This is a genomic window from Microbispora sp. H10836, from assembly GCF_012999525.1.
Taxonomy (GTDB): domain Bacteria; phylum Actinomycetota; class Actinomycetes; order Streptosporangiales; family Streptosporangiaceae; genus Microbispora.
The window spans coordinates 323,526-344,802 of record NZ_JABBWU010000005.1 but is presented as its reverse complement, the minus strand read 5'-3'; the positions used below and the strand labels follow the sequence as shown (position 1 = coordinate 344,802).

Genomic DNA, 21,277 nt, shown 5'->3' with positions numbered 1-21,277 from the left:
CTCCCGCCGGAGTACGGCGGCCGCCTCCCGCCGTGCCAGGGAGCGGCGTGGAACGCCTTCCGCCGTACGACGACCGGGACGGCGGCGACCGGCAGGATCGGGCCGCATGACAGCACGACCGATGGGGAGGCCAGGATGCCCACGCCATACCGCTACGTGACCCCGGTGCCCAGGCAGGCGGCGACCGGCAGGGTGGCCGAGGTCTACGACCAGATCGCCCGGGATTTCGGCATGGCCCGCCTGCCGCTGTTCATGACGCTGTCCCCGGCTCCGGACGTGCTGGCGCCCACCTGGGCCGTGCTGCGCGAGTCGCTGCTCGCCGGGCAGGCTCCGAGGACGGCCAAGGAGGTCGTCGCCGCCGGGGTCTCTCTCGCCAACAAGTGCCCGTTCTGCGTGGACGCGCACACCGTGCTCCTGCACGCGACCGGCGAGCACCGGCTCGCCGAGACCGTGGCGCGCGGGGAGACACCGTCCGATCCGGAGCACGCGCGGCTGTTCGCCTGGGCCACCGGCACGGCGACGGCCGGACAGGCGCCGCCGTGCCCGCCGGATCAGGCGGCCGAGCACGTCGGCACGGCCCTCGCCTTCCACTTCATCAACCGGCTGGTGTCGTCGCTGCTGACCGGCGATCTCCTGCCGGCCGGCCTGCAGCGGTCCCGGCTCGTCCGCAACCTGGGCGGCAGGGCTCTGGCCAGGACGGTACGCCGCAGCCTGCCGCCGGGCGAGGCGCTGCCCCTGCTGCGGGGGCTGCCGTCGGGCAGGGTCCCGGCATGGGGGGCGGGAACGCCGGCCGGGACGGCGTTCGCCGCGCTGCACGCCACGGCGGGGGAGGGGGCCTCCCTCCTGGGCGGCACGGCCAGGGAGGCGGTCGTGGAGGCCGTCGCGGCCTGGGACGGCGCGCACCCAGCTCTGTCCGGCTGGCCGTCCGGCCCGCTTGCGCAGGTCGCGCCCGCGGAGCGACCGGCGGCCCGGCTCGCGTTGCTGGCCGCCCTCGCGCCGTACCGGGTGACCGACGCCGACGTCGCCGCCTGGCGGGAGGCCGGGGGCGGCCGGTCCGACGCCGACCTCGTGCGACTGCTGGCACTCGGGGCGATCATCGCCGTGTGGCGGATCGAGGCCGCCCTCGCCGTGGCGACCTCCTGACGCCGAGGGGCGCTCGTCCCCTGGGCCCAGCCCTGCGTACGGTCAGAGCGTGACCGGAAGGGAGGTCAGACCTCCAGCTCGCCGGACCAGACGGTCACCGCCTGCCCGGCGAGTTCGACCCGGTCGCCGCGCAGGGTCGTGCGCACGGTCCCGCCGCGCTGCGACAGCTGTTCCCCGACGAGTGTGTCCCGGCCGAGTCTGCCCGACCAGTACGGCGCGAGCACGCAGTGGGCCGAGCCGGTGACCGGGTCCTCCGGCACGCCCACCCGGGGCCCGAAGAACCGGGAGACGTAGTCGGCGGAGGTGCCCTCGCCGGACGCCGTCACGATGACGCCCCTGGCCTCGACCTCGGCCAGTCGCGCCATGTCGGGGTCGACGGCGCGCACCTCGTCGGCCGACCCGACCTCGACCAGGACGTCGAAGCGGCTGCACCCGGTCCACAGGGGTGTGAGGCCGAGGGCCTCGGCGAGGCCGTCCGGGGGCGGGCACGACGTGGCCGGGTTCGCCGGGAAGTCCATCGTGATCAGGCCGTCGCCCGCCTGCTCGGTGGCGAGCACGCCGCTCTTCGTGGCGAACTCCAGCCGTCCGGACTCGCCCAGGGAGTAGAGGACGTGCGCGGTGGCCAGGGTGGCGTGCCCGCACAGCGCGACCTCGACCGCGGGGGTGAACCAGCGCAGCGAGCGCGGCCCGTCGTCCTGCGCCAGCACGAAGGCCGTCTCCGAATGGCGCATCTCGGCGGCCACCGCCTGCATCCACTCGTCCGGCACGGTCTCGTCGAGGAGGCAGACCGCGGCGGGATTGCCCCGGAACGGCCGGTCGGTGAAGGAGTCCACGGTGAAGACGCGCATGTCCGCGGATTCTACGGCCGTGCGGCATCACCGGCGGCACGGCCGAGCGCGGCGAGGGTCTCCCGGGCGACCTGGAGCTCCTCGCGGGGCCGTACGACCAGGACCGGCACGCGGGCGCCCGGCGGGCTGACGACGCGGTCCCGGTCGGCGTCGGTCACGGCGGGCGGCTCGACGCCGAGCAGCGACAGCCTGGCGCACACCGCCTCGCGCACCTCCGGCTGGTCCCAGCCGATCTCGCCGGTGAACACGAGCGCGTCGAGCCGGTCGAGGGCGGCGGTCGCGGCGGCGATCTCCCGGCTCACCCGGTAGGCGAACACGTCCAGCGCCAGCGCGGCGGCCTCGCCGGTCGAGGCGACCAGGTCACGGGTGTCGCCGGACAGGCCGCCGGAGAGCCCGAGCAGGCCGGAGTCGTGCTCCAGCCCGTCGCGCAGCTCCTCCAGCGTGAGGCGTGAACCGGACAGCAGCCACAGGAGCATGCCGGGATCGACGCTGCCCGACCGCTTGCTCATCGGCACGCCCTCCAGCGGCGTGAACCCCATCGAGGTGTCCACGCTCCGGCCGTTCCGTACGGCGCAGACCGAGCACCCGCCGCCGAGATGCGTGAGGACCAGATCGACCTCTTCGGCGGGCCGCCCGAGCAGCTCGGCCGCCCGCCGGGCCGCCCAGGCGTACGACAGCCCGTGGAAGCCGTAGCGGCGCAGGCCCCACCGGCGCCGCCACTCGGCGGGCAGGGCGTAGGTCGCGGCGGCGGCGGGCAGCCCCGCGTGGAAGGCGGTGTCGGGACACAGCACGTGTGGCACCGACGGCAGCACCCGCCGGGCCGCCTCCACCAGCGCGAGCGCGGGCGGCACGTGCAGTGGCGCGAGGTCGGCGTACCCGCGCACGGCCTTCACCACGTCGTCGTCGGCGACCGCCGGCGCGCGGACGGCCTCGCCGCCGTGGACGAGCCGGTGACCGACGGCGGTCACCTCGGCGTCCGCCCCGGACAGGAAGTCCGACAGCGTACGCTCCGCGGCGGCGGCGGCGGGGTCTGGGCCGTGCTCGCTGTGCTCGGTCCGCAGCACGCGGCCGTCCCGCACCAGATGCAGCTGCAGGCTGCTGGAGCCGGCGTTGACGGTGAGCACGACCGGTTTCATGGCGTCCGTCTCCCCGGTGATCCGGCGGGCAAACCCGGGGCGGCCCCTCGGCCAGAGGTCCCTGCGGGGATTACGGGCGTACGCCGCAGAGCAGGCGGTTGTGGCCGCGCTGCCACAGCGTCCCGATCTCGGCGAAGCCCGCCGAGCGGAGGGCCTCGACGTGGGTGGACAGGTGGAGCGACTCCGAGCCGTGGTGCGAGGCGGTGGCCGGCCGGGGCGCCGCGACACCCGCGAGGTCGGGGTCGGCGGTGATCGCGTCCCACCACTGGCGCCAGTCTTCGGGGCGGCCGCCGGCGAAGCGCCGCCGCTCCTCGCTCTCGTGCACGGCCTGCTCCAGGCGCGCCAGCGTGGGAGTGGTGTCCTCGGAGACCAGGTGGTCGCCGTTGAGGAACAGCCCGCCCGGCCGCAGCACGGTCGCGAGCTCGGCGTACACGGCCCGCAGGTCGGGCTCGGCCAGCCAGTGCAGGGCGGTCGTGCTCACCGCCGCGTCCGCCGGGCGGCCGAGGCCGAGCGCCTGGCTCCACCCCGGTTCGCGCAGGTCCAGGTCGGCGAAGCGCAGGCCGTCGCGCTCGCCGTACGCCGCCCGGCCGAGCGACAGCAGCAGGGGGTCGGCGTCGACCGCGACGACCGTGGCCCGGGGCAGACGGTCCAGCAGCCGGGCTGAGAGCGAGCCGGGGCCGCAGCCGAGGTCGATCACCAGGGGGTCCGGGCGGCCAACGCCCGCCTCGACCGCGTCGATGAGCGCGGTGAAGCGCTCCTCCCGGTCGGGGAGGTAGCCCTCCTGCTGGCGGTCCCAGCGGTCGATCCACCGGGTGGCGACGTCCAGAGTGAGCATGCCGTCTCCTTGTAACTGGCGTGTATGCTTTCGGCAGTTACAAACGTAGAACGCAAGGGCGTAACTGGTCAAGTGAATTTCAACAGTCACACTGATGCTGTCGTGTCGGTCGCCGTGGGCCTGGTCAACGCGCTGACCGCCGGTGAGGCGCGGGGCCGGCCGTACGAGCCGCCCACGGGTGAGGCGCGGGCCGCCGCGGTCGCCGACATCCTCGCGAACGGCGACAGACGGGCGCCCGAGGTCGCCGAGACGGAGGCGGGCGCGCTCGCGGAGGTCGCGGGGCGGCTGCGCGGCGTGTTCGAGGCGGTGACGCGTGACGACGTGGACGCGGCGGCGCTCGCCGTGAACGCTCTGCTGGCGGAGACGGACGCGCGCCCGCATCTCGACCGGCACGACGGGGAGCCCTGGCACCTGCACTTCCACGGCGCGGGCGGCACCCTGGCCGGCAACTACGCCGCCAGTTGCGCGACCGGCCTCGCCGTGGTGCTCGGCAGCGAGCTGCACGACCGGCTCGGCGTGTGCACCGCGCCGCACTGCGACCGCGTCTACGTGGACACCTCCCGCAACGGCACCCGGCGCTTCTGCTCCACGGCCTGCCAGAACCGGGTGAAGACCGCCGCCTTCCGGGCGCGCGGCGCCTGAGCGTCCGGCCCGCGAACGCCAGGTCCGATCGCCGCCGGACCTCCCGCCGCCGTTCCCGCCATGCTCGACACCATGAACGAGATCAACGACATGAACGGTAAGGCGGCGCTGGTCACCGGGGGTGGCCGGGGCATCGGCGCGGCCGTCGCCCTGAAGCTGGCCGAGCATGGCGCGGACGTGGCGCTGACCTACGAGCGAGACGAGGACAGCGCGGCCGCCGTGGCCGAGAAGGTGAAGGGGATGGGCCGGCGGGCGCTGGTCATCCGGGCCGACAACGGCGACGCGGCGGCGGTGACCGGAGCCGTGGACGAGGCCGTCGCGGCCTTCGGCCGCCTCGACGTCCTCGTCAACAACGCGGCGGTCTTCCACGTGGCGCCGATCGAGGACCTGGCGCCGGAGGACGTGGACCGCACGCTCGCGGCCAACGTGCGCGGGCCGTTCCTGGCCGCGCGGGCGGCGGCGGCCCACATGACCGAAGGCGGCCGGGTCATCACCATCGGGAGCAACATGGCCGAGCGGGCCGTCTTCCCGGGCTTCGCCTTGTACGCCATGAGCAAGACGGCCATGGTCGGGATGACCAAGGGGCTCGCCCGCGACCTCGGGCCGCGCGGCATCACGGTCAACCTCGTCAACCCCGGCCCGACCGACACCGCGTCGAACCCGGCGGACAGCCCCATGGCGGACACGATCCGGGGGCTGACGGCCCTCGGCCGCTACGCGGAGCCGGACGACATCGCCGCGACCGTCGCCCACCTGGCCGGCGACGGCGGGCGCTACGTCACCGGCGCGACGATCAACGTCGACGGCGGCTGGACCGTCTGACGTTTGCCCGGGCACACCGCCCGACCGGATGCCGGCCGCTCGCCCCCCCGATCGCCCGCCCGGCCGCCGTCAGGTAGCGACCTGGACAGCGTGCGGAGCGACCTCGTCGGCCTTCTGGGCGGCGATCGCGGGGGAGCCGTGTCGGCCCGAGGACCGGTCGCGGGATGCGAGCACGGTGCCGGACGTCTTTGTCGGACCCGCCCGGCACGATGGCCGCATGACTGAAGCGCCCCCCATCGACGCGATCCCCGGCGAGACCGCCTACGCCGAGGCGGTCCAGCTGGCGGCCGACGCGGCTGCGGCCTACTACGGTGACGGCACCTCCCCGCTGGACGACGACGCCTACGACAGGCTCGTCCGTGGCATCGCCGCCTACGAGAAGGCCCACCCCGACCAGGTGCTGGAGGCCTCACCGACGGGCAAGGTCGCCGGAGTCGTGGGTGATGTCCCGCACACCGTGCCCATGCTCAGCTTGGACAACGTGTTCGGGCCCGAGGAGCTGGCCGGCTGGGCCGCCTCGCTGGAGCGCCGCCTCGGGCGTCCGGTGACCGCGTGGTCGGTGGAGCCGAAGCTGGACGGGCTGGCGATCGCCGCACGCTACCGTGGCGGCCGCCTCGTCCAGCTGGTCACCCGCGGCGACGGGAGCGCGGGCGAGGACGTCTCACACGCGATCGGCACGATCGTCGGTCTCCCCGGGCGGCTGGCCGACCCGGTCACCGTGGAGCTGCGCGGCGAGGTGATGATGACGGCCCGGCAGTTCGAGGAGGCGTGTGCGAAACGGCAGGCGCATGACGGGACCACGTTCGCGAACCCGCGCAGTGCCGCCGCGGGCACGCTGAGGGCGCAGGACCGGCCGTACGTGTGCGAGCTGACGTTCTTCGGGTACGGCGCGCTGCCGCTGCCCGATGACACCTCCGATCTCGCGACGCGGCTCCGGGAGTCGCCGCACAGCCAGGTGATGGACTGGGTCGCCGGCCAGGGTGTGCGGACCACGGCCGGGACCGCGGTCGCCGGGATCGTCGCGACGACCGTGGAGCAGGCGCAGCAGCGGATCGAGGAGATCGCGGCCGCGCGGCCGGAGCTGCCGTTCGGGATCGACGGCATCGTGGTCAAGGCGGATGACGCGGCGGACCAGGCGCAGGCCGGGTTCGGCTCGCGGGCGCCGCGGTGGGCGATCGCCTACAAGCTGCCGGCCGTGCAGAAGATCACGAGGCTGCTCCAGGTGGAGTGGAACACCGGCAGGACCGGCGTGATCGCCCCGCGGGCGGTGCTGGAACCGGTGGAGCTGGACGGCTCCGTCGTGACGTACGCGACGCTGCACAACCCGTCCGACATCAAGCGCCGCGGGCTGATGCTGAGGGACAGCGTGGTCGTCTACAAGGCCGGAGACGTGATCCCGCGGGTGGAGTCCCCGGTGGTGCACCTGCGCACCGGCGACGAGCAGCCCATCGTGTTCCCGGAGGTGTGCCCGACCTGCGGCGACGAGATCGACACCTCGCAGGAGCGGTGGAGGTGCGTGCGAGGCCGGAACTGCCGCGCGATCGCCTCGATCCGGTATGCGGTCGGCCGCGACCAACTGGACGTGGAAGGGCTGGCCGACAACCGTGTCCAGCAGATGCTGGACGCCGCTCTGATCGCCGACTTCGGCGACCTTTTCTTCCTCACACGCGAGCAGCTCCTGGGCCTGGAACGGATGGGGGAGGTGTCCACCGACAACCTCCTGACCGCCATCGACAGGGCCAGGACCAGACCGCTGAGCCGGGTGTTCTGCGCGCTCGGGGTGAGGGGAACGGGGCGCTCGATGAGCCGCCGCATCGCCCGGCACTTCGGCACGATGGAGGCCATCCGCGCGGCGGACGCCGAGGGATTCCAGTCGGTGGACGGCATCGGCCCGGAGAAGGCGCCCGTGATCGTCGCCGAGCTGGCCGAGCTGAGCGACCTCATCGACAAGCTCGTCCGCGCCGGGGTCAACATGATCGAGCCCGGTGTGGCGGCGGTGGCCGGTGACGAGGGCGGCGCGACCACCCCGGCGCCGGACGGCGACGAGCCGGTTGCTCTGCCACTGGCCGGGATGACGGTCGTGGTCACGGGCGCGATGAGCGGGCGGCTGGCAGCGTTGTCCCGCAACCAGATGAACGAGCTCATCGAACAGGCCGGGGGCCGGGCGTCGTCCAGCGTTTCGGCGAAGACCTCGCTGGTCGTCGCGGGAGAGAACGCGGGGTCCAAGCGGGCGAAGGCCGAATCCCTCGGCGTGCGAGTGGTTTCCCCGGAGGAGTTCGCCGAGATGGTCGCGCCGCTGTTGTAGGCGACCCTGTTCGTCCGCGTGCAGCCACAGCCGGCGGGCGAGCCGAGCAAGCTCAGGAGAGGTCTGATGGTGACCTGGTCCGGCCCGGCGTGGCCGGACCAGACCTCCCGGACGCCGCCTCGTCCGGGCGACGGGACCCCGGAGCGATATCTGTCCGAGTTCACCGCCGGTTCCCGGCCTGAGACGACCGATGAGGATCGGCGCGTACGTGTGAACGCACCCCTTGCAGGCCGAACAGGATGAGAAGCTCGACCACGCCGCCGTCGGCGCTGCCCAGCCAGTGCGGCACGGACGTGTCGAACTCGGCTGCTTCACCGGGCGGCAACGTCAGATCGCGCTCGCCGAGCACGAGACGCAGGCGACCGTTGAGCACATAGAGCCATTCGAAGCCTTCGTGAGTCTGCGGGGTCGGTTCGAGTGGTTCCGGCCGGCCCGGGATGATCATCTTGAACGCGTGCACCCCGCCGGGCCGCCGGGACAGGGGCACGAACGTCATCCCGAAGCGCCTGATCGGCTTGAGGTGTATCCGGGGGTCGCCGGTGCGCGGGGCGCCGACCAGGTCGTCCAGCGGAACGTCGTAGATACGAGCCAGCGGCAGCAGCAACTCCAGGGTCGCCCGGCGCTGCCCGCTCTCCAGCCGGGACAGGGTGCTCTCCGACACGCCGGTCGTCGCCGCCAGGTCGGCGAGGGTGAGGCCGCGGTCACGACGCAGCGCACGCAGCCGTGGCCCCACCGCGTCGAGAACATCGTCGTCCGTCTCGCGATCCACGAGGCCAGCTTGCCAGAACCGCAAGATTTCTTACCAGGCCTGGCCCGCCTGGCAAGACTTAGGGCAACCGAAAGAGGAGTCTTGATGAGCACCACTGATGCGGTCACGTTCTGGGACGGGGTCCACGCGGCCCGGCTGGCGGCCGGCGACCCGCAGCCGAATGCCCGCCTCACCGAGACGGTCGCGGGCCTGCCACCCGGCGACGCGTTGGACCTCGGATGCGGCGACGGCGGCGACGCGCTGTGGCTCGCCGGCCAGGGGTGGCGCGTCACCGCCACCGACATCTCGGCCGTGGCGGTCGAGCGGGCCGACGCGCCACGCCGGATCGCGACCGGGCCGGGCGGGCGCACCGCCGAGGTCACCGACCATGTCCTGCTCATCCGCCGCACCGCCTGACACGGCGGCCGCCGCCGCTCCCCGACGAAGGAAGGAGACCACGGTGCCCGGCACCATCCGCCCCAACCGCCGCGGCGACACTCCGCCGCCCCGGACCGGAGGCGACGAGACCGAGACCCTGCGCGGATTCCTCGACTACCTCCGGACCTCGATCGCCGCGAAGGTCGACGGCGCACCCGAACCGCAGGTGCGAACAGCCGCGGTGCCATCGGGCACGAACCTGCTCGGCCTGCTCAACCACCTGACCTTCGTCGAACGCGCGACGTTCCTCGGGGACGACGTCACCGACTGGCCCGCGACGTTCCGGGCCGCACCAACCGACAGCGTGGCCGATGTCCTCGCCCGCTACCGGCTGACGGTCGAGCTCGCGAACGAAGTGCTCGACGGGTGCACCGATCTCGGGGCGCCGATCCCTCGACCGCGGCCGGACCGCCCTGCTCCCAGCATCCGCTGGGCCCTCACCCACATGATCGAGGAGACCGGCCGGCACGCGGGCCACGCGGACATCCTCCGCGAACTGATCGACGGCGCGACCGGGCGCTGACCCCGGTGCCGCCGAGCTGCTCAAGGGCGGTCGGCAGCCGGAGGGGCGCTCTCGCGGTGCGGGCGGATGATGTGTCAGGCGCCGGCGGGTTCGACGTCGGCGACCACGCAGGAGATGTTGTCGGGTCCGCCGCCCTCGTTGGCCAGCTCGATGAGCCGGTGGACCGTCTCCTGCGGATCGGCCACGGTGGTGAGCACGTGGTGCAGCGTCTCGGGTTCGAGCACTGAGGTCAGCCCGTCGGAGCACAGCAGATAGCGGTCGCCCGGGTACGCCTCGCGCAGCGACAGGTCGGGCTCGGCCAGGCCGCTCGTCTCCAGTGCCCGGAGCAGCAGCGAGCGGCGGGGATGGCGGGCGGCCTGGTCGGGGCTCATGCGCCCGTCGTCCACCAGCGACTGCACCAGCGTGTGGTCGCGCGTGATCTGGTACAGCGCGCCGTCACGCAGCATGTACGCCCGCGAGTCGCCCACGTGGGCCAGGGCGAACTTCCCCTGGCCGTCCCAGAGCATCGCGGTGACCGTGGTGCCCATCCGTTCGAGCGCCGGGTCCTGCGCGGCGAGGTCGCCCAGGCGCTGCCCCGCCTCCCGTACGGCGTCCGCGAGGGTGGCCACGGGGTCGGCGGGAGCCGGGACGTCCTCCAGCTTGGCCAGGGTGGAGATGACGGCCGCGCTGGCGACCTCACCGTGTCCGTGCCCGCCCATCCCGTCGGCGATGGCGAGCAGGCGCTCGCCGGCGTGCACCGAATCCTCGTTGTTGGCACGCGAACGCCCGACGTCCGACCCAGCGGCGTACCGAATACGGTTGTGCGTCATGGTTTTGAGTAAACCATTGGTTGAGTCACTTCACAAGCATAGTGCTAGGCTCGTGTTCATGAGCCACGACGCCCAGGCGGACATCACGGCGGACACGTCGGCGCGCCCGGCCGCCGCGAGCCCGATCGAGGCCGCCGTCGAAGCGGCCGTCGAAGCGACCGTGAACGCGGGCGACATCGCCCGGCTCGCCGACGTCGGCAGGGCCGCGGTCAGCAACTGGCGCCGCCGCTACGAGGACTTCCCCCAACCGGTCGGAGGTACCGCGTCCAGCCCGCTTTTCTCGCTTCCCGAGGTGGAGGCGTGGCTGCGCAGGAACGGCAAGTCGTTCGAGGTGTCCCAGGGCGACCGCGTCTGGCAGCGGCTGCGCGCGTCGGCCGACGACCTGCGCCTGGGCGAGGTGCTGGGGGACGTCGGGGCGTTCCTGCTCTACACCCTGCGCGATCCCGACGGCTGGAAGCGGCTGTCCGCCGCCTCCGACCTCGCCGTACGGCTCCCGCGCGCGGTGGCCCGGGCGACCGCCGACCTGCCCCGGCGCGGCGGGGACGCCACGCCGGTGGAGCCCGGCGTGCTCCGGCTGGTCGCCGGGATGGCCGAGCGGCACGGCGCGGCCGGCGCCTTCGAGTTCCTCTGCGAGAGGTACGCCGAGGCGCACAGCCGCAGGCTGGCGCTGACCCGGCCCGACGTGGCCGCCCTGATGACCCGGCTGGCCTGTGCGGGGGCGCGTACGGTGCTTGACCCCGCGTGCGGCATGGGCACGCTCCTGCTGGACGCCGCCGCGGGGGCCGGCGGGGCGGCGGACGAGGTGCGGCTGCTCGGCCAGGACGCCAACGAGACCGTCGCGCTGCTGGCGGCGCTGCGGCTGCTACTGCGCGGCCGGGACGCCCGGGTCGTCCCCGGGGACGCGCTGCGGCACGACGCCTTCCCGCCGGACCGGCCGATTGACGCGCTCGGGGACGCGCTGGTGGACGCCGTCGTGTGCGACCCGCCGTTCAACGAACGGGCCTGGGGCCACGAGGACCTCGTCGGCGATCCCCGCTGGCAGTACGGCATGCCCCCGCGCGGCGAGCCGGAGCTGGCCTGGGTGCAGCACTGCCTCGCCCACGTGCGGCCCGGCGGGCTGGTGGCCATCCTGATGCCGGCCGCCGCCGCGAGCCGCCGCCCGGGCCGTCGCATCCGCGCGAACCTGCTGCGGGCGGGCGCGCTGCGCGCGGTCCTCACGCTGGCGCCCGGGGGTCCCGACCTCTGGCTGCTGCGCCGCCCCGAGCCCGGGGAGCGGCGGCCCGGCGCGATTCTCGTGGCCGACGCGGGCGACGACCCGGCCTCCGTCGAGCCGGCCTGGCGGGCCCACCTCGCGGAGACCGAACCGCCGTCCGGCGGCCGGGCGGTCCGGATCATCGACATCCTCGACGACGAGGTCGACGTGAGCCCGGCGCGGCACCTGTCGCCGAGGTCCGACACGCAGGGCTTCCCGGCGGCCAGGGAGCGCTTCAGGGAGGCGGCCGCGGCGCTGGCCGGCGACGTGCCCGATCTGGAGGTGCTCACCGGCGCCGCGGCCGGCTGGGACGCGTCGTGGGCGACCGTGGCCGAGATGGCCAGATCCGGGCTTGTCGCCATCCGGCACTCGACGCTGCGGGCGCTGCCCGCCGATGTCCCCGACGGCGAGACGCCCGAGGGTGGAGTGCCCGTGCTGACGGCCGACGACGTCGCGGCCGGGGCGGCGCCGTCACGGCGGATGCCGCCCGCCCCCGGCCTGGTCGCCGTACGCCGGGGAGACGTCGTGGCGTCGGCCGTCACCGCCCGGGTCGTCACCGTGGAGGGGGCGCTCCTCGGCCCGCATCTCAGCCTGTTCCGCGTCGATCCGGACAAGGTGGACCCCGAGTTCCTGGCGGGGTTCCTGCGCTACGCGGCGGGCGGCGGCCGGCCGCACCTGGGCAGCAGCCGGGTGGAGGCCCGCCGGGCCCGAGTCCCCCAGCTTCCCCTGGACGTCCAGCGGACGTACGGCACGGCCTTCCGGCGGCTGCTCGCGCTGGAGGACGGCCTGCGCGAGGCGGCCGCCGCGGGGGAGGCGCTCGCCCGGCTCGGGGTCGAGGGGCTCGTCGACGGACGTCTGCGCCCCCGCGGGTGACGCGCCGATGGTTCCCCGTGGTTGAGACCCGGTTGCCGAGCCCGAACATCGCGGACGGATCCGGTAGCTTTTTCCCCGATAGGCCGACGGGAGGGGCGCATGGTCATCGGCGACCGGTATGAGCTGGACGACCTTCCCCTGGGCCAGGGCGGCATGGGCGCCGTGTACGGCGGGCATGACCGGCGGCTCGACCGCAAGGTGGCGGTGAAGTTCCTGCGGCTGCCCGACGGCCCGGACGAGGAGCTGCAGCGCCGGTTCCTGCGCGAGGCGCGGATCCTCGCCAAGCTCGACCACCCGGGCGCGCCCGTCCTGTACGACTTCGGCACCTACGAGCAGCGGCTCTTCCAGGTCATGCAGTTCATCGAGGGGGTGACGGTCGCCGATCTGCTGAGCGAGCACGGCCCGCTGCCGGTGCCGTGGGCCGCGGCCGTCGCCGCCCAGGCGTGCGCCGTGCTGACCGCCGCGCACGAGCTGTCGATCTGCCACCGGGATCTCAAGCCGACCAACCTCATGCTCTGCCCGGACGGCAGCGTGAAGGTGCTCGACTTCGGGCTCGCCATGCTGCGCGAGAGGGATGTCGCAGGGGTGACGGCGCAGTTCACCCGGATCGGGCAGATCCTCGGCACCCCGGCTTACATGTCTCCCGAGCAGATCCAGCGTGGCGTCGCCGGGCCGAAGAGCGACCTGTACTCTCTCGGCTGCGTGCTGCACGAGATGCTGACCGGCAATCAGCTGTTCACCGGCCCGACGGAGTACGCCGTGTTCGACAAGCAGGTGAAGGAACGGCCGCCCCGGGTGCCGGGGGTCCCCGCCGAGCTGGACCGCCTGATCGCCGAACTGCTGGAGAAGGAGCCGGACAACCGGCCGCCCGACGCGCACACGCTGTTCGAGCGGCTGCAGCCGTTCGCGGTCGACCTGCCCCCGCTGCCCGGCTTCCTCAACCCGTCGACGGTCCCCAGCCCCGGGCGCATGTACGCCCAGATGGTCGGCCGCGTCCGCTGAGAACGCTTAGGCGCGCCAGGCGGTCAGGACCTCCTCGACCCGGGACCGGATCCGCTCGCGGGCGGTCATCCGGGGCACCCCGGACATCAGCAGCTCGTCGTAGTCGGTGTCTAGGTGGCGCACGCTCGCGACGACGGCGAGTGTGATGGCGCCCTCGTCCAGCACGCGGGCGGCGGCGGTGCGGCCGACCCGCCCGCTGCCGCGTACGGCGGCGTGCGCGGCGACGGCCTCGGCCCGTTCTGCCGGGCAGCGGGGGAACAGACGGCGGATCTCCACCGCCATCCTCGCCTGGAACTCGGCGTCCTCACCGGCCCTTCGCTCGCGGTCGCGTTCCCGGCGGCGCAGCCGCGCCTCCTCGTCGGCCAGGCACTGCTCCTCGGCCCGCGTCAGCGCCTCCTCCTCGACCAGCACGCCGAGCCGCTCGTATCTCTTGCGCCGCCGGTTGAAGCGGACCACCACCGCCGACAACCCGCTCTCCTTCTTGGCGCGGCGGCTCAGCGCCGCGTTCCCCGCGGGGAGGAGGCACAAGTGGTCCATGTCGGCGCAGGTCAGGCAGTGCGGCCGGTCGTCCTCCATGATCAGGTACGGCCCGGTCTCCCCGCAGCCTGCGCAGGTCCACGCGTCCAGCGGCGCGACCACCACGAGGTCGGGGGCCTTGTTGTGCCGTTCGGCGATCTGCCGCCGCCGCGCCTCGCTCAGCTCCGGCGAGAGCCAGTGGACGCGGAAGGCGCGCTCCAGGTCCTCGTCGCCCGCCGTCGTGAAGCGCAGCGGCCGCCGGTCGCGGGTGCCCGCCGTGTACGCCGCCTCGCTCTCCAGCAGGTCCCGGGACAGGGCCCACGCGCGCAGGTGCGACAGCGCCTCCTCCATCCGGACGGCGTCCACGGCGGCCAGCCGTTCCAGGCTGTCGGCGCGGCCCTGCCGCCAGGTCTCCACGTGGCGGTCGTGCAGCCACCGCAGGCCGGTGAGGACGTCGATCGGGGTCACGTACTTGCGGGTGGCCAGGGCGATCTCCGCCGCCTGGGCCACCCGTCCGCCGAGCTTGCTGCGCATTCCCCCAAGACTGCCCTATGCCGGCGTGCGCGTACGCCGGTTCACGGCCGCCAGCAGCCCCACGGCCGCCAGGCTGGAGATCGTGGCCGACCCGCCGTACGACACGAACGGCAGCGGCAGCCCGGCGACCGGCAGCAGGCCCATGGTCATCCCCACGTTGACGAACGTCTGGAACGCCAGCCAGCACACCACCCCGCCGGCCACGGCCGTGCCGAACGGCGTGGGGCTCTTGGCCGCGATCCACAGGCCGCGCCACAGCAGGGCGAGCATCAGCAGGATCACGCAGGCGGCGCCGACGAAGCCGAGCTCCTCGCCCGCGACCGTGAAGATGAAGTCGGTGTGCTGCTCGGGCACGAAGTGCCCCGCCGTCTGCTCGCCGTGGAACAGGCCCTTGCCCAGCAGGCCGCCGGAGCCGATCGCGATCCTGGCCTGGGTGGCGTTGTAGCCCACGCCCATCGGGTCGGCGTCCGGGTCGGCCAGCACCATCAGGCGCTGGAGTTGATAGGGCCGGATGAGGTCGAGCCGCCACACCAGGAGCAGCGCGGCTGCCCCGGCGGCGGCGAACGCCGCGAACCACCTCTTGGGCGCACCGGACACCGCGATCATCCCGGCGGCCACCACCAGGAAGACGAGCGCGGTGCCGTAGTCGGGCTGCAGCGCGATCAGGCCGACCGGCAGTGCGGCGAGGCCCAGGGCGAGCAGCACGGCCCCGGCGCCCGGCCTGCGCTCGCCGTCCCGCGGCTCGCCGAGCGCCGTCGCCAGCGCGAGCACCGTGGCCGCCTTGGCGAACTCGGACGGCTGGAACTGCAGCCCGTCGCCGAGCACTATCCACGCGTGCGAGCCGTTGACCGTACGGCCCAGCGGGGTCAGCACGGCGACCAGGCCGGCCAGCCCGATCAGGTACAGCACCGGAACGTAGGCCCGCAGCACGCGCAGGTCGATCCGCGAGACGGCCCACATGAGCACGAAGCCGATGCCCACGCTGAGCGCCTGCCGCTGCGGCAGCGTCGAGCCCGGCTCGTTGCGGGTGGCCGACCACACGAGCAGCAGCCCGATGGCCGACAACGCGGCCGCGGGCAGCATCAGCCCCAACGCGGGGAGCAGGGCGAGCCGCGCCTGCGAACGCCGCCTCGTCGCGCGGCCCGCCGGCAGCCGTACGGACAGGGGACCGAGCGTCGTCATCGCACGCCTCCCGGGTCGTGTCGGGAGACCACGCGCCGCCGCGCGTGGCCCAGGCCGGCGAGGGGCGGCGTTCGCCGGACGCGCTCCGGCAGCCGGGCCGCGGTCGCGGCGGCAGGTGCGCGGCCCGCGACGAGGCGGGTCAGGGCCGCATGGGCGGGCGGGCGGCGCGTCACCGCCCGCCGTCCTTCTTGTGCTTCTTCTGGTCCTTGTGCTTCTTCTGGTCGTGGGAGAGAGCGGCGATGCCCTCCCAGATCTCCCGCGCGGCGGGGGCCGCCGTGGTCCCGCCCGTGCCGCCCTGGGAGACGACGACCACCACGACATACTTGGGCTTCTTCAGCGGGCCGAAGGAGGCGAACCACGAGGTGTCCTGCCTGCCGTACGCCTCGGCGGTGCCGGTCTTTCCGGCGATCGGCAGGCGCTTGAACGCGTACCCGTCGAACGCCCCGGCGGCCGTGCCCGTGCGCGGCACGCCGGCCAGCGCGTCGCGGATGAACCGCAGCGTCTTGCGCGACGCGTCGACCTTGCCCACGACGGGCGGGGTGATCGTGCGGACGACGGTGCCGTCGGCGCGCACGACCTGCTTGCCGATCCTGGGGCTGAAGACCGTGCCGCCGTTGGCGAGCGCGGCGTATCCCCGGGCGAGCTGGAGCGGCGTCACCAGCACGTCGCCCTGGCCGATGGAGAAGTTGGCCGCGTCTCCGGCCCACCAGACCCCGCCGGAGCGGCAGTTGTCGGCGGCGAGCGCCTTGAGGTAGGCCGCCCGCCTACGGTCGGACATCTCCGGATAACCGGTCTTGGCCCGGCGGCAGGAGTCCGCCTTGGTCCGCTCCCAGTTGGCCTTCTTCCAGGCGCGGTCGGGCACCCTGCCCGCCGCCTCGTGCGGCAGGTCGACGCCGGTGGCGGTGCCGAACCCGAACTCCCCGGCCATCACCTGCATCGGGTCCTTGGGCCGCTTGACCGGCTTGAGCCCGCCGTCGCGCCGCCACATCTTCTCCGCGAACCGGTAGAAGATCGTGTCGCACGACACCACCAGGGCCCGGCGCATGTCCATCCGGCCGAGTTCGGCGCTCTCGAAGTTGTGGAACACCCGGCCGCCGATCTTGTAACCTCCGGGGCAGTCGTAGGAGGCCCGCAACGGGTAGCCCGCCTTCGCCGCCGCGGCGGTCGAGGTCACCTTCCACGTCGAACCCGGCGGCCACTGCCCCTGCACGGCGGCGCTGACCAGCGGCAGGTCCTCGTAGTCGCGCTGCGAGATTCCCCCGGTCCACACGCCCGGGTCGTAGGTGGGATAGTCGGCGATCGCCGTCACCCGCCCGGTCTTCGCCTCCAGCACCACCGCCGCGCCGCTGTCGGCGGGCTCGCCCCGCTTGCGCGCGGCGGTCACGGCCCGGGCCAGCGCCCGCTCGGCCACCTTCTGGACGCGCGCGTCGATGCTGGTCACCAGGGTGTCCCCGGCCACGGCGGCCTCCTCGCGGACCAGGCCGGTGACCTTGCCCGTGCTGTCCACCGCCATCTGCCTGATGCCGGTACGCCCGGCCAGCTCGCGGTCGTACTCCGCTTCCAGGCCGTCGCGGCCGATAAGCTCCGGGCCTCCCTCGGGGTCGTCGGGCGAGGGCGGCTGCAGGTAGCCGAGCACGTGCGCCGCGGCCGAGCCGAGCGGGTAGGTCCTGACCGGCCGCAACGCCGTGCTGACGCCGGGGAACTCGCTCTGCCGCTCGGCGATCCACAACGCCGTGCGCACGCTCACGTCGTCGGCGACGACGATGGGCTGGTACGGCGAGCCGGGCCAGCACGGCCGGGGCACGTTCCCGGCGCACAGCCGCGCCCGGTCGGCGATCTCCTGGTACGGCCGGCCCAGCGCCCGGGCGAGCCGGGTCAGCACGTCCCTACCGCCGTCGGGCTGGTGGATGAGGGCCATGTAGTCCACCGACACCTGCGGCTTGGTCTCGTTGGCCACCAGCGGCCGGCCGCGCACGTCGAGGATCCGCCCCCGCACCGGCGGCAGCACGACCGAGCGCACCCGCGCCTCCGTGGCCGCCCTGACGTACGACGGGCCGGTGACGACCTGCAGGTACCACAGGCGGCCGAGCAGGGTCAGCATGAGCGCGGTCACCACGACGAACACGAGCGTGAGGCGGCCCTGGGGCCGGTTGCGACCCGGACTGAGGAGACGCTGCTGGACGCTCCTACGACCCGGGCTGAGAGGACGCTGCTGGACGCTCCTACGCAAGCCGCCTCCCGGGCGCGTACGGATCGCGAGGTCTGTCCCGTGGTCCGCGCACCCGCCCGAACGACCGGCGGCGGGGCAGCAGGGCGAGCGCACCGGTCACGAGCGCGGCCAGGCCGGCGGTCCAGGCGAGGGCGCCGGGCGCGAGGGCCGTTCCCCAGGGCGTCCCGTCGAGCAGGGCCGCGAGCACGCCCCCGGCGAGCGTCGCGCCCAGGGCCACGGCGGCGGCGACGGCGGCGCGCCGCCCGGCCGTGGCGTCCGCGGTGAGCCGCGTGCACACCCACCCGGCCAGGCACAGAACCAGGGCGAGCCGCCCGATGGTGTGGTCGGCGGGTGGCGCGATGTCGGCGGCCAGGCCCGCGGCGAACCCCAGGAACGCCCCCGCTCCTCCTCCCGCAGCCCGGGGCCGCAGCAGCGGCGCGAGCGCGACCACCCCGACCAGCACGACGTCGGGCCCGCCGCCGGGCAGCGCCAGCCCGTTGACGACGGCGACCTGGAGCACGGGCGCGACGAGGACGACGAGTAAGGACAGGACGACCGCCTTCATCACGCCCCCTTCGCCTTGTCCGGGCCGCTCTTGTCCGGCAGCGGTCCGAGGACCACGGTGACGAGGCCGAGCGCGGTGAAGCGGGCGAAGGGCCGCACGAGCGCCGTCCTGGTCAGCGCGTCCGGCGCGGGCTCGACCGCGACCACGGTGCCGATCGGCACGTCCGGCACGTACGGCCGCATGTCGCGCGAGCCCAGCGTCACCACCCGGTCGCCCGGCTTCACCTCGGCGGAGGCGTTGAGCAGGCTCAGCCGCAGCAGCCCGCGCTCGGGGACGCCGGTCACCAGGCCGACCTCCCGCGAGCCCTCGAGCCGTGCGCCGATCGAGGCGCCGGAGGCGGTGGCGAGCTGGACCGTCGCCGTACCGGGACCGGACCGCAGGACCCGGCCGACCAGCCCGTTCCCGTCGAACACGGTCATGTCGCGGGCCACGCCGGCCTCGGAACCGGCGTCGACGGTGACCGTGCCGTCCCGGCCGAAGCCGACGACGTGGGCGGGCACGGCCCGGTAGCCGTCCGCCGGAGCAGGGGAGGAGGTCACGCGGCGGGCGGCGAGCAACTCGGCGCGCAACCGGGCGTTCTCGGCTTCGAGCTCCGCCACCCGGTGTTGTCCCGGCGCCCATCGGACGCCGGCGGACGCCGCGTCCTCCAGCCCGCCGAACACGGCCGACCCGAACGCCCGCAGCGGGTCGAGCGGCGTCAGGGTGTCGGCGACGATCAGGGCGACGGAGACGAGCGCCAGCAGCACGGGCGTCCGGCGTCCGGCGGCCCTCATCGACGCGTTTCGGGAAGGAACACGTCCTGCATGTCGTCGAAGCGCTCGACGCACCGGCCCGCGCCCAGCACCACCGACTGGAGCGGCTGGTCGACGAGGTGGATCGGCATGCCGACGGCGTCTCCGAGCCGTTCGGCCAGCCCGTCGAGCAGCGCGCCGCCGCCGGTCAGCACGATGCCGTTGTCGATGAGGTCGCCCGCCAGCTCGGCCGGGCACTGGTCCAGCGTGGTCTGCACGGCGTCGACGATCGTCTGGACCTGGTCCTCGATCGCCTCCCTGACCTGGGCCCGGTTGATCGTGGCGGTCTTGGGCAGGCCGGTCACCAGGTCACGGCCCCGGATCGGCAGCGAGGCCTCGTCGTCGCCGCCCGGCCGCGCGCTGCCCATCTTGATCTTGATGTGCTCGGCCGTGCGCTCGCCGAGCATCAGGGAGTGTTCCTTCTTGACGTAGTTGACGATCGCCTCGTCGAGCTCGTCGCCGCCGACCCGCACGGACTTCGACACGACCACCCCGCCGAGCGAGACGATCGCGACCTCCGTCGTGCCGCCGCCGATGTCCACGACCATGTTGCCGGTGGTGTCGCCCACGTTGAGTCCGGCGCCGATCGCCGCGGCCATCGGCTCCTCGATGATGTGGACGCGGCGGGCGCCCGCTTCGTACGCCGCCTCCCTGACCGCGCGCTGCTCCACGCTCGTGGTGCCGCTCGGCACGGCGACGACGACCCGGGGCTTGGCCAGGTAGCGGTTCTTGTGCGCCACCTGGATGAAGTGCCGCAGCATGCGCTCGGCCGCGTCGAGGTCGGCGATCACGCCGTCCTTGAGCGGGCGCAGCGTGGCGATGTGGGGCGGGGTGCGCCCGATCATCTCCTTCGCCGCGGTCCCGACCGCCACGATCCTGTCCGTGTGCAGGTTGATCGCCACCACCGAGGGCTCGTCGAGGACGACGCCCTTCTTGCGCACGTACACGAGCGTGTTGGCTGTGCCGAGATCGACCGCCATGTCCCGGCCGAGCAATCCCCACGGGAAACCCATCGCCGACCAGCTTTCAGAGAGGAGGGAGAGCACGCGTGATCGCTGCCCGGCGGCCCCGCCTCTAAACAGAACGGCCCCTCCCGTACGAACCGGACACGCTAGGCGACGCTGAGATAGAGGTCTCTCGCCAGCTTCGTCACCCGCTCCGCCGACTTCGTGAAGGACGCCCCCGAGGGCTGCAGGGTGAGCACCACCATGATCAGTCGGTCGCCGATCACGCCAGTAGTGTGGAGCACCGGACGGCCGAAATCAACCGGGTTGCCGCCCATTGTGACCGCCCCGATACGGAGTGACGCCACCGTCGCGCGGGTGCACTTGACGGGAGGAACCGCGCCGTATCCCGACCACCCCTGCTTGATCGCCCAGGGCCTGGGGACGGCGCGCGGGATCCCGAAGTACTGGTCGAAGCCGTCGCTCGCGCACTTCGACGCACTGTGCAGGTTGCCGAGGACGAAGTCGCGGACGCGGGGTTCGGCCCGCCGCAGCAGATACCGGTAGACGAGCGCCATGTCGGCCGCGCTGACGGCGGTGTAGCCCCAGAATCCGGGTTTGGCGGCGGGCGGCGGGGCGGTTTCGGTCAGGCCGATCCGGCGGGCCATGCGGCGGACGATCTCGCCCTGGCCGCCGCGCCGCCACAGGGCCGTCGCCGCGTCGTCGTCGCTGCCGCGCAGCATGGGCGTCAGAAGCGCCCTGTCCCGGGCGGGCACGGCGCCCTTGTGCCGCTCCAGGTAGTCGACGGCGATGAGGATCTTCACCACCGACGCCGACCGGAACCGGTGGTGCGCCAGATGCCGGGCGACCGTCTTGCCCGTGGTCACGTCCACCACGGCGTACCCCGCCGTCACCCCGGCCGGCACCCGCACGGTCCCGGCGGGGGAGCGGACCGGACGGGCGGCCTCGGCCGCCGCCTCCCCGGCGGCGGCGCCGCCCGCTCCCGGCGTCTTCGGGGCCGCGGACGCCGCCGTGTCCGTGTCCGGGTTCGGGGACCGCGTCGCCGGCCGGGCGTTCGCCGCGCACCCGGTCAGCAGTGCGGGAAGCACGGCGGCGACGGCCAGAAGCGAGGCGGTTCTCGATCGGGTCACCCGACCATG

At 74.0% G+C, this 21,277-nt stretch carries 20 protein-coding genes; 8 read left to right on the top strand and 12 right to left on the bottom strand.

Annotated features, from left to right (window positions below):
* Positions 1-135: 135 nt before the first annotated feature.
* Complete coding sequence (locus tag HHX30_RS13040) at positions 136-1,143, top strand: carboxymuconolactone decarboxylase family protein (RefSeq protein ID WP_169982151.1); 1,008 nt, start codon at positions 136-138, stop codon at positions 1,141-1,143.
* A gap of 65 nt (positions 1,144-1,208) precedes the next feature.
* On the opposite strand, the gene HHX30_RS13035 is transcribed toward HHX30_RS13040, so the two are convergent.
* From HHX30_RS13035 to HHX30_RS13025, 3 genes are all read right to left on the bottom strand, one after another.
* Positions 1,209-1,991 carry a PhzF family phenazine biosynthesis protein gene (locus tag HHX30_RS13035; protein ID WP_169982150.1) on the bottom strand — a complete coding sequence of 261 codons (783 nt, stop codon included), beginning with the start codon at positions 1,989-1,991 and terminating at the stop codon, positions 1,209-1,211.
* An 11-nt stretch (positions 1,992-2,002) separates the two neighbouring features.
* On the bottom strand, positions 2,003-3,127 hold the full coding sequence (locus tag HHX30_RS13030) for an acetate/propionate family kinase (RefSeq protein ID WP_169982149.1): 1,125 nt from the start codon (positions 3,125-3,127) through the stop codon (positions 2,003-2,005).
* Between the two features lie 70 nt (positions 3,128-3,197).
* The gene (locus HHX30_RS13025) at positions 3,198-3,962 is read right to left on the bottom strand and encodes a trans-aconitate 2-methyltransferase (RefSeq protein ID WP_169982148.1); all 765 of its coding nucleotides are present in this window, start codon (positions 3,960-3,962) and stop codon (positions 3,198-3,200) included.
* A 102-nt stretch (positions 3,963-4,064) separates the two neighbouring features.
* Between HHX30_RS13025 and HHX30_RS13020 the strand changes: the two genes are divergently transcribed.
* The 3 genes from HHX30_RS13020 to ligA all read left to right on the top strand — a co-directional run bounded on the left by HHX30_RS13020 (position 4,065) and on the right by ligA (position 7,731).
* The gene (locus HHX30_RS13020; RefSeq protein WP_311922346.1) at positions 4,065-4,604 is read left to right on the top strand and encodes a CGNR zinc finger domain-containing protein; all 540 of its coding nucleotides are present in this window, start codon (positions 4,065-4,067) and stop codon (positions 4,602-4,604) included.
* 72 nt (positions 4,605-4,676) lie between these two features.
* Positions 4,677-5,426 (top strand): SDR family NAD(P)-dependent oxidoreductase, encoded by a 750-nt coding sequence (locus tag HHX30_RS13015; RefSeq protein ID WP_249349948.1) that lies wholly within the window; start codon positions 4,677-4,679, stop codon positions 5,424-5,426.
* A 217-nt stretch (positions 5,427-5,643) separates the two neighbouring features.
* Complete coding sequence (ligA, locus tag HHX30_RS13010; RefSeq protein ID WP_169982145.1) at positions 5,644-7,731, top strand: NAD-dependent DNA ligase LigA; 2,088 nt, start codon at positions 5,644-5,646, stop codon at positions 7,729-7,731.
* A gap of 160 nt (positions 7,732-7,891) precedes the next feature.
* Here the strand turns inward: ligA and HHX30_RS13005 are convergent, their stop codons facing one another.
* The gene (locus HHX30_RS13005) at positions 7,892-8,500 is read right to left on the bottom strand and encodes a helix-turn-helix domain-containing protein (RefSeq protein WP_169982144.1); all 609 of its coding nucleotides are present in this window, start codon (positions 8,498-8,500) and stop codon (positions 7,892-7,894) included.
* Positions 8,501-8,584: 84 nt separating this feature from the next.
* Here HHX30_RS13005 and HHX30_RS13000 point away from each other — a divergent pair, with 84 nt between their 5' ends.
* Entirely contained in the window at positions 8,585-8,896 is a 312-nt protein-coding gene (locus HHX30_RS13000) for a bifunctional 2-polyprenyl-6-hydroxyphenol methylase/3-demethylubiquinol 3-O-methyltransferase UbiG (RefSeq protein ID WP_169982143.1), read from the top strand.
* A 43-nt stretch (positions 8,897-8,939) separates the two neighbouring features.
* Positions 8,940-9,440, top strand: coding sequence for a DinB family protein (locus HHX30_RS12995; RefSeq protein ID WP_169982142.1), 501 nt, complete (start codon positions 8,940-8,942; stop codon positions 9,438-9,440).
* Between the two features lie 74 nt (positions 9,441-9,514).
* Here HHX30_RS12995 and HHX30_RS12990 read toward each other — a convergent pair whose 3' ends face one another.
* Entirely contained in the window at positions 9,515-10,249 is a 735-nt protein-coding gene (locus HHX30_RS12990) for a PP2C family serine/threonine-protein phosphatase (protein WP_169982141.1), read from the bottom strand.
* 58 nt (positions 10,250-10,307) lie between these two features.
* Between HHX30_RS12990 and HHX30_RS12985 the strand changes: the two genes are divergently transcribed.
* Both HHX30_RS12985 and HHX30_RS12980 read left to right on the top strand, forming a co-directional pair.
* Entirely contained in the window at positions 10,308-12,374 is a 2,067-nt protein-coding gene (locus tag HHX30_RS12985) for an N-6 DNA methylase (RefSeq protein WP_169982140.1), read from the top strand.
* A 99-nt stretch (positions 12,375-12,473) separates the two neighbouring features.
* On the top strand, positions 12,474-13,376 hold the full coding sequence (locus tag HHX30_RS12980; RefSeq protein WP_169982139.1) for a serine/threonine-protein kinase: 903 nt from the start codon (positions 12,474-12,476) through the stop codon (positions 13,374-13,376).
* Between the two features lie 6 nt (positions 13,377-13,382).
* Here the strand turns inward: HHX30_RS12980 and HHX30_RS12975 are convergent, their stop codons facing one another.
* From HHX30_RS12975 to HHX30_RS12945, 7 genes are all read right to left on the bottom strand, one after another.
* Complete coding sequence (locus HHX30_RS12975) at positions 13,383-14,426, bottom strand: DUF2293 domain-containing protein (RefSeq protein WP_169982138.1); 1,044 nt, start codon at positions 14,424-14,426, stop codon at positions 13,383-13,385.
* Positions 14,427-14,441: 15 nt separating this feature from the next.
* On the bottom strand, positions 14,442-15,608 hold the full coding sequence (gene rodA, locus HHX30_RS12970) for a rod shape-determining protein RodA (RefSeq protein WP_169982137.1): 1,167 nt from the start codon (positions 15,606-15,608) through the stop codon (positions 14,442-14,444).
* A gap of 169 nt (positions 15,609-15,777) precedes the next feature.
* Complete coding sequence (gene mrdA, locus HHX30_RS12965; protein WP_249349947.1) at positions 15,778-17,838, bottom strand: penicillin-binding protein 2; 2,061 nt, start codon at positions 17,836-17,838, stop codon at positions 15,778-15,780.
* Complete coding sequence (mreD, locus tag HHX30_RS12960) at positions 17,831-18,382, bottom strand: rod shape-determining protein MreD (RefSeq protein WP_169982136.1); 552 nt, start codon at positions 18,380-18,382, stop codon at positions 17,831-17,833. The genes mrdA and mreD overlap by 8 nt, the downstream gene beginning before the upstream one ends.
* A complete protein-coding gene (gene mreC / locus HHX30_RS12955; RefSeq protein ID WP_169982135.1) occupies positions 18,382-19,155 on the bottom strand; it encodes a rod shape-determining protein MreC in 774 nt (257 codons plus the stop codon). Before mreC ends, mreD begins: the two co-directional genes overlap by 1 nt.
* A complete protein-coding gene (locus HHX30_RS12950; RefSeq protein WP_249349946.1) occupies positions 19,152-20,186 on the bottom strand; it encodes a rod shape-determining protein in 1,035 nt (344 codons plus the stop codon). Before HHX30_RS12950 ends, mreC begins: the two co-directional genes overlap by 4 nt.
* Positions 20,187-20,284: 98 nt before the next feature.
* Entirely contained in the window at positions 20,285-21,268 is a 984-nt protein-coding gene (locus tag HHX30_RS12945) for a hypothetical protein (protein ID WP_211591920.1), read from the bottom strand.
* Positions 21,269-21,277 lie beyond the last annotated feature (9 nt).

What these genes read in the sequence shown, in the direction of transcription:
- HHX30_RS12980 (WP_169982139.1), top strand. Translation starts at nt 12,474, where the DNA reads ATGGTCATCGGCGACCGGTATGAGCTGGACGACCTTCCCCTGGGCCAG.
- HHX30_RS13015 (WP_249349948.1), top strand. Translation starts at nt 4,677, where the DNA reads ATGAACGAGATCAACGACATGAACGGTAAGGCGGCGCTGGTCACCGGG.
- ligA (WP_169982145.1), top strand. Translation starts at nt 5,644, where the DNA reads ATGACTGAAGCGCCCCCCATCGACGCGATCCCCGGCGAGACCGCCTAC.
- rodA (WP_169982137.1), bottom strand. Translation starts at nt 15,608, where the DNA reads ATGACGACGCTCGGTCCCCTGTCCGTACGGCTGCCGGCGGGCCGCGCG.
- HHX30_RS13025 (WP_169982148.1), bottom strand. Translation starts at nt 3,962, where the DNA reads ATGCTCACTCTGGACGTCGCCACCCGGTGGATCGACCGCTGGGACCGC.
- mreD (WP_169982136.1), bottom strand. Translation starts at nt 18,382, where the DNA reads ATGAAGGCGGTCGTCCTGTCCTTACTCGTCGTCCTCGTCGCGCCCGTG.
- HHX30_RS13040 (WP_169982151.1), top strand. Translation starts at nt 136, where the DNA reads ATGCCCACGCCATACCGCTACGTGACCCCGGTGCCCAGGCAGGCGGCG.
- HHX30_RS12990 (WP_169982141.1), bottom strand. Translation starts at nt 10,249, where the DNA reads ATGACGCACAACCGTATTCGGTACGCCGCTGGGTCGGACGTCGGGCGT.
- HHX30_RS12975 (WP_169982138.1), bottom strand. Translation starts at nt 14,426, where the DNA reads ATGCGCAGCAAGCTCGGCGGACGGGTGGCCCAGGCGGCGGAGATCGCC.
- mreC (WP_169982135.1), bottom strand. Translation starts at nt 19,155, where the DNA reads ATGAGGGCCGCCGGACGCCGGACGCCCGTGCTGCTGGCGCTCGTCTCC.
- HHX30_RS13000 (WP_169982143.1), top strand. Translation starts at nt 8,585, where the DNA reads ATGAGCACCACTGATGCGGTCACGTTCTGGGACGGGGTCCACGCGGCC.
- HHX30_RS13030 (WP_169982149.1), bottom strand. Translation starts at nt 3,127, where the DNA reads ATGAAACCGGTCGTGCTCACCGTCAACGCCGGCTCCAGCAGCCTGCAG.
- HHX30_RS12985 (WP_169982140.1), top strand. Translation starts at nt 10,308, where the DNA reads ATGAGCCACGACGCCCAGGCGGACATCACGGCGGACACGTCGGCGCGC.
- HHX30_RS12950 (WP_249349946.1), bottom strand. Translation starts at nt 20,186, where the DNA reads ATGGGTTTCCCGTGGGGATTGCTCGGCCGGGACATGGCGGTCGATCTC.
- HHX30_RS13035 (WP_169982150.1), bottom strand. Translation starts at nt 1,991, where the DNA reads ATGCGCGTCTTCACCGTGGACTCCTTCACCGACCGGCCGTTCCGGGGC.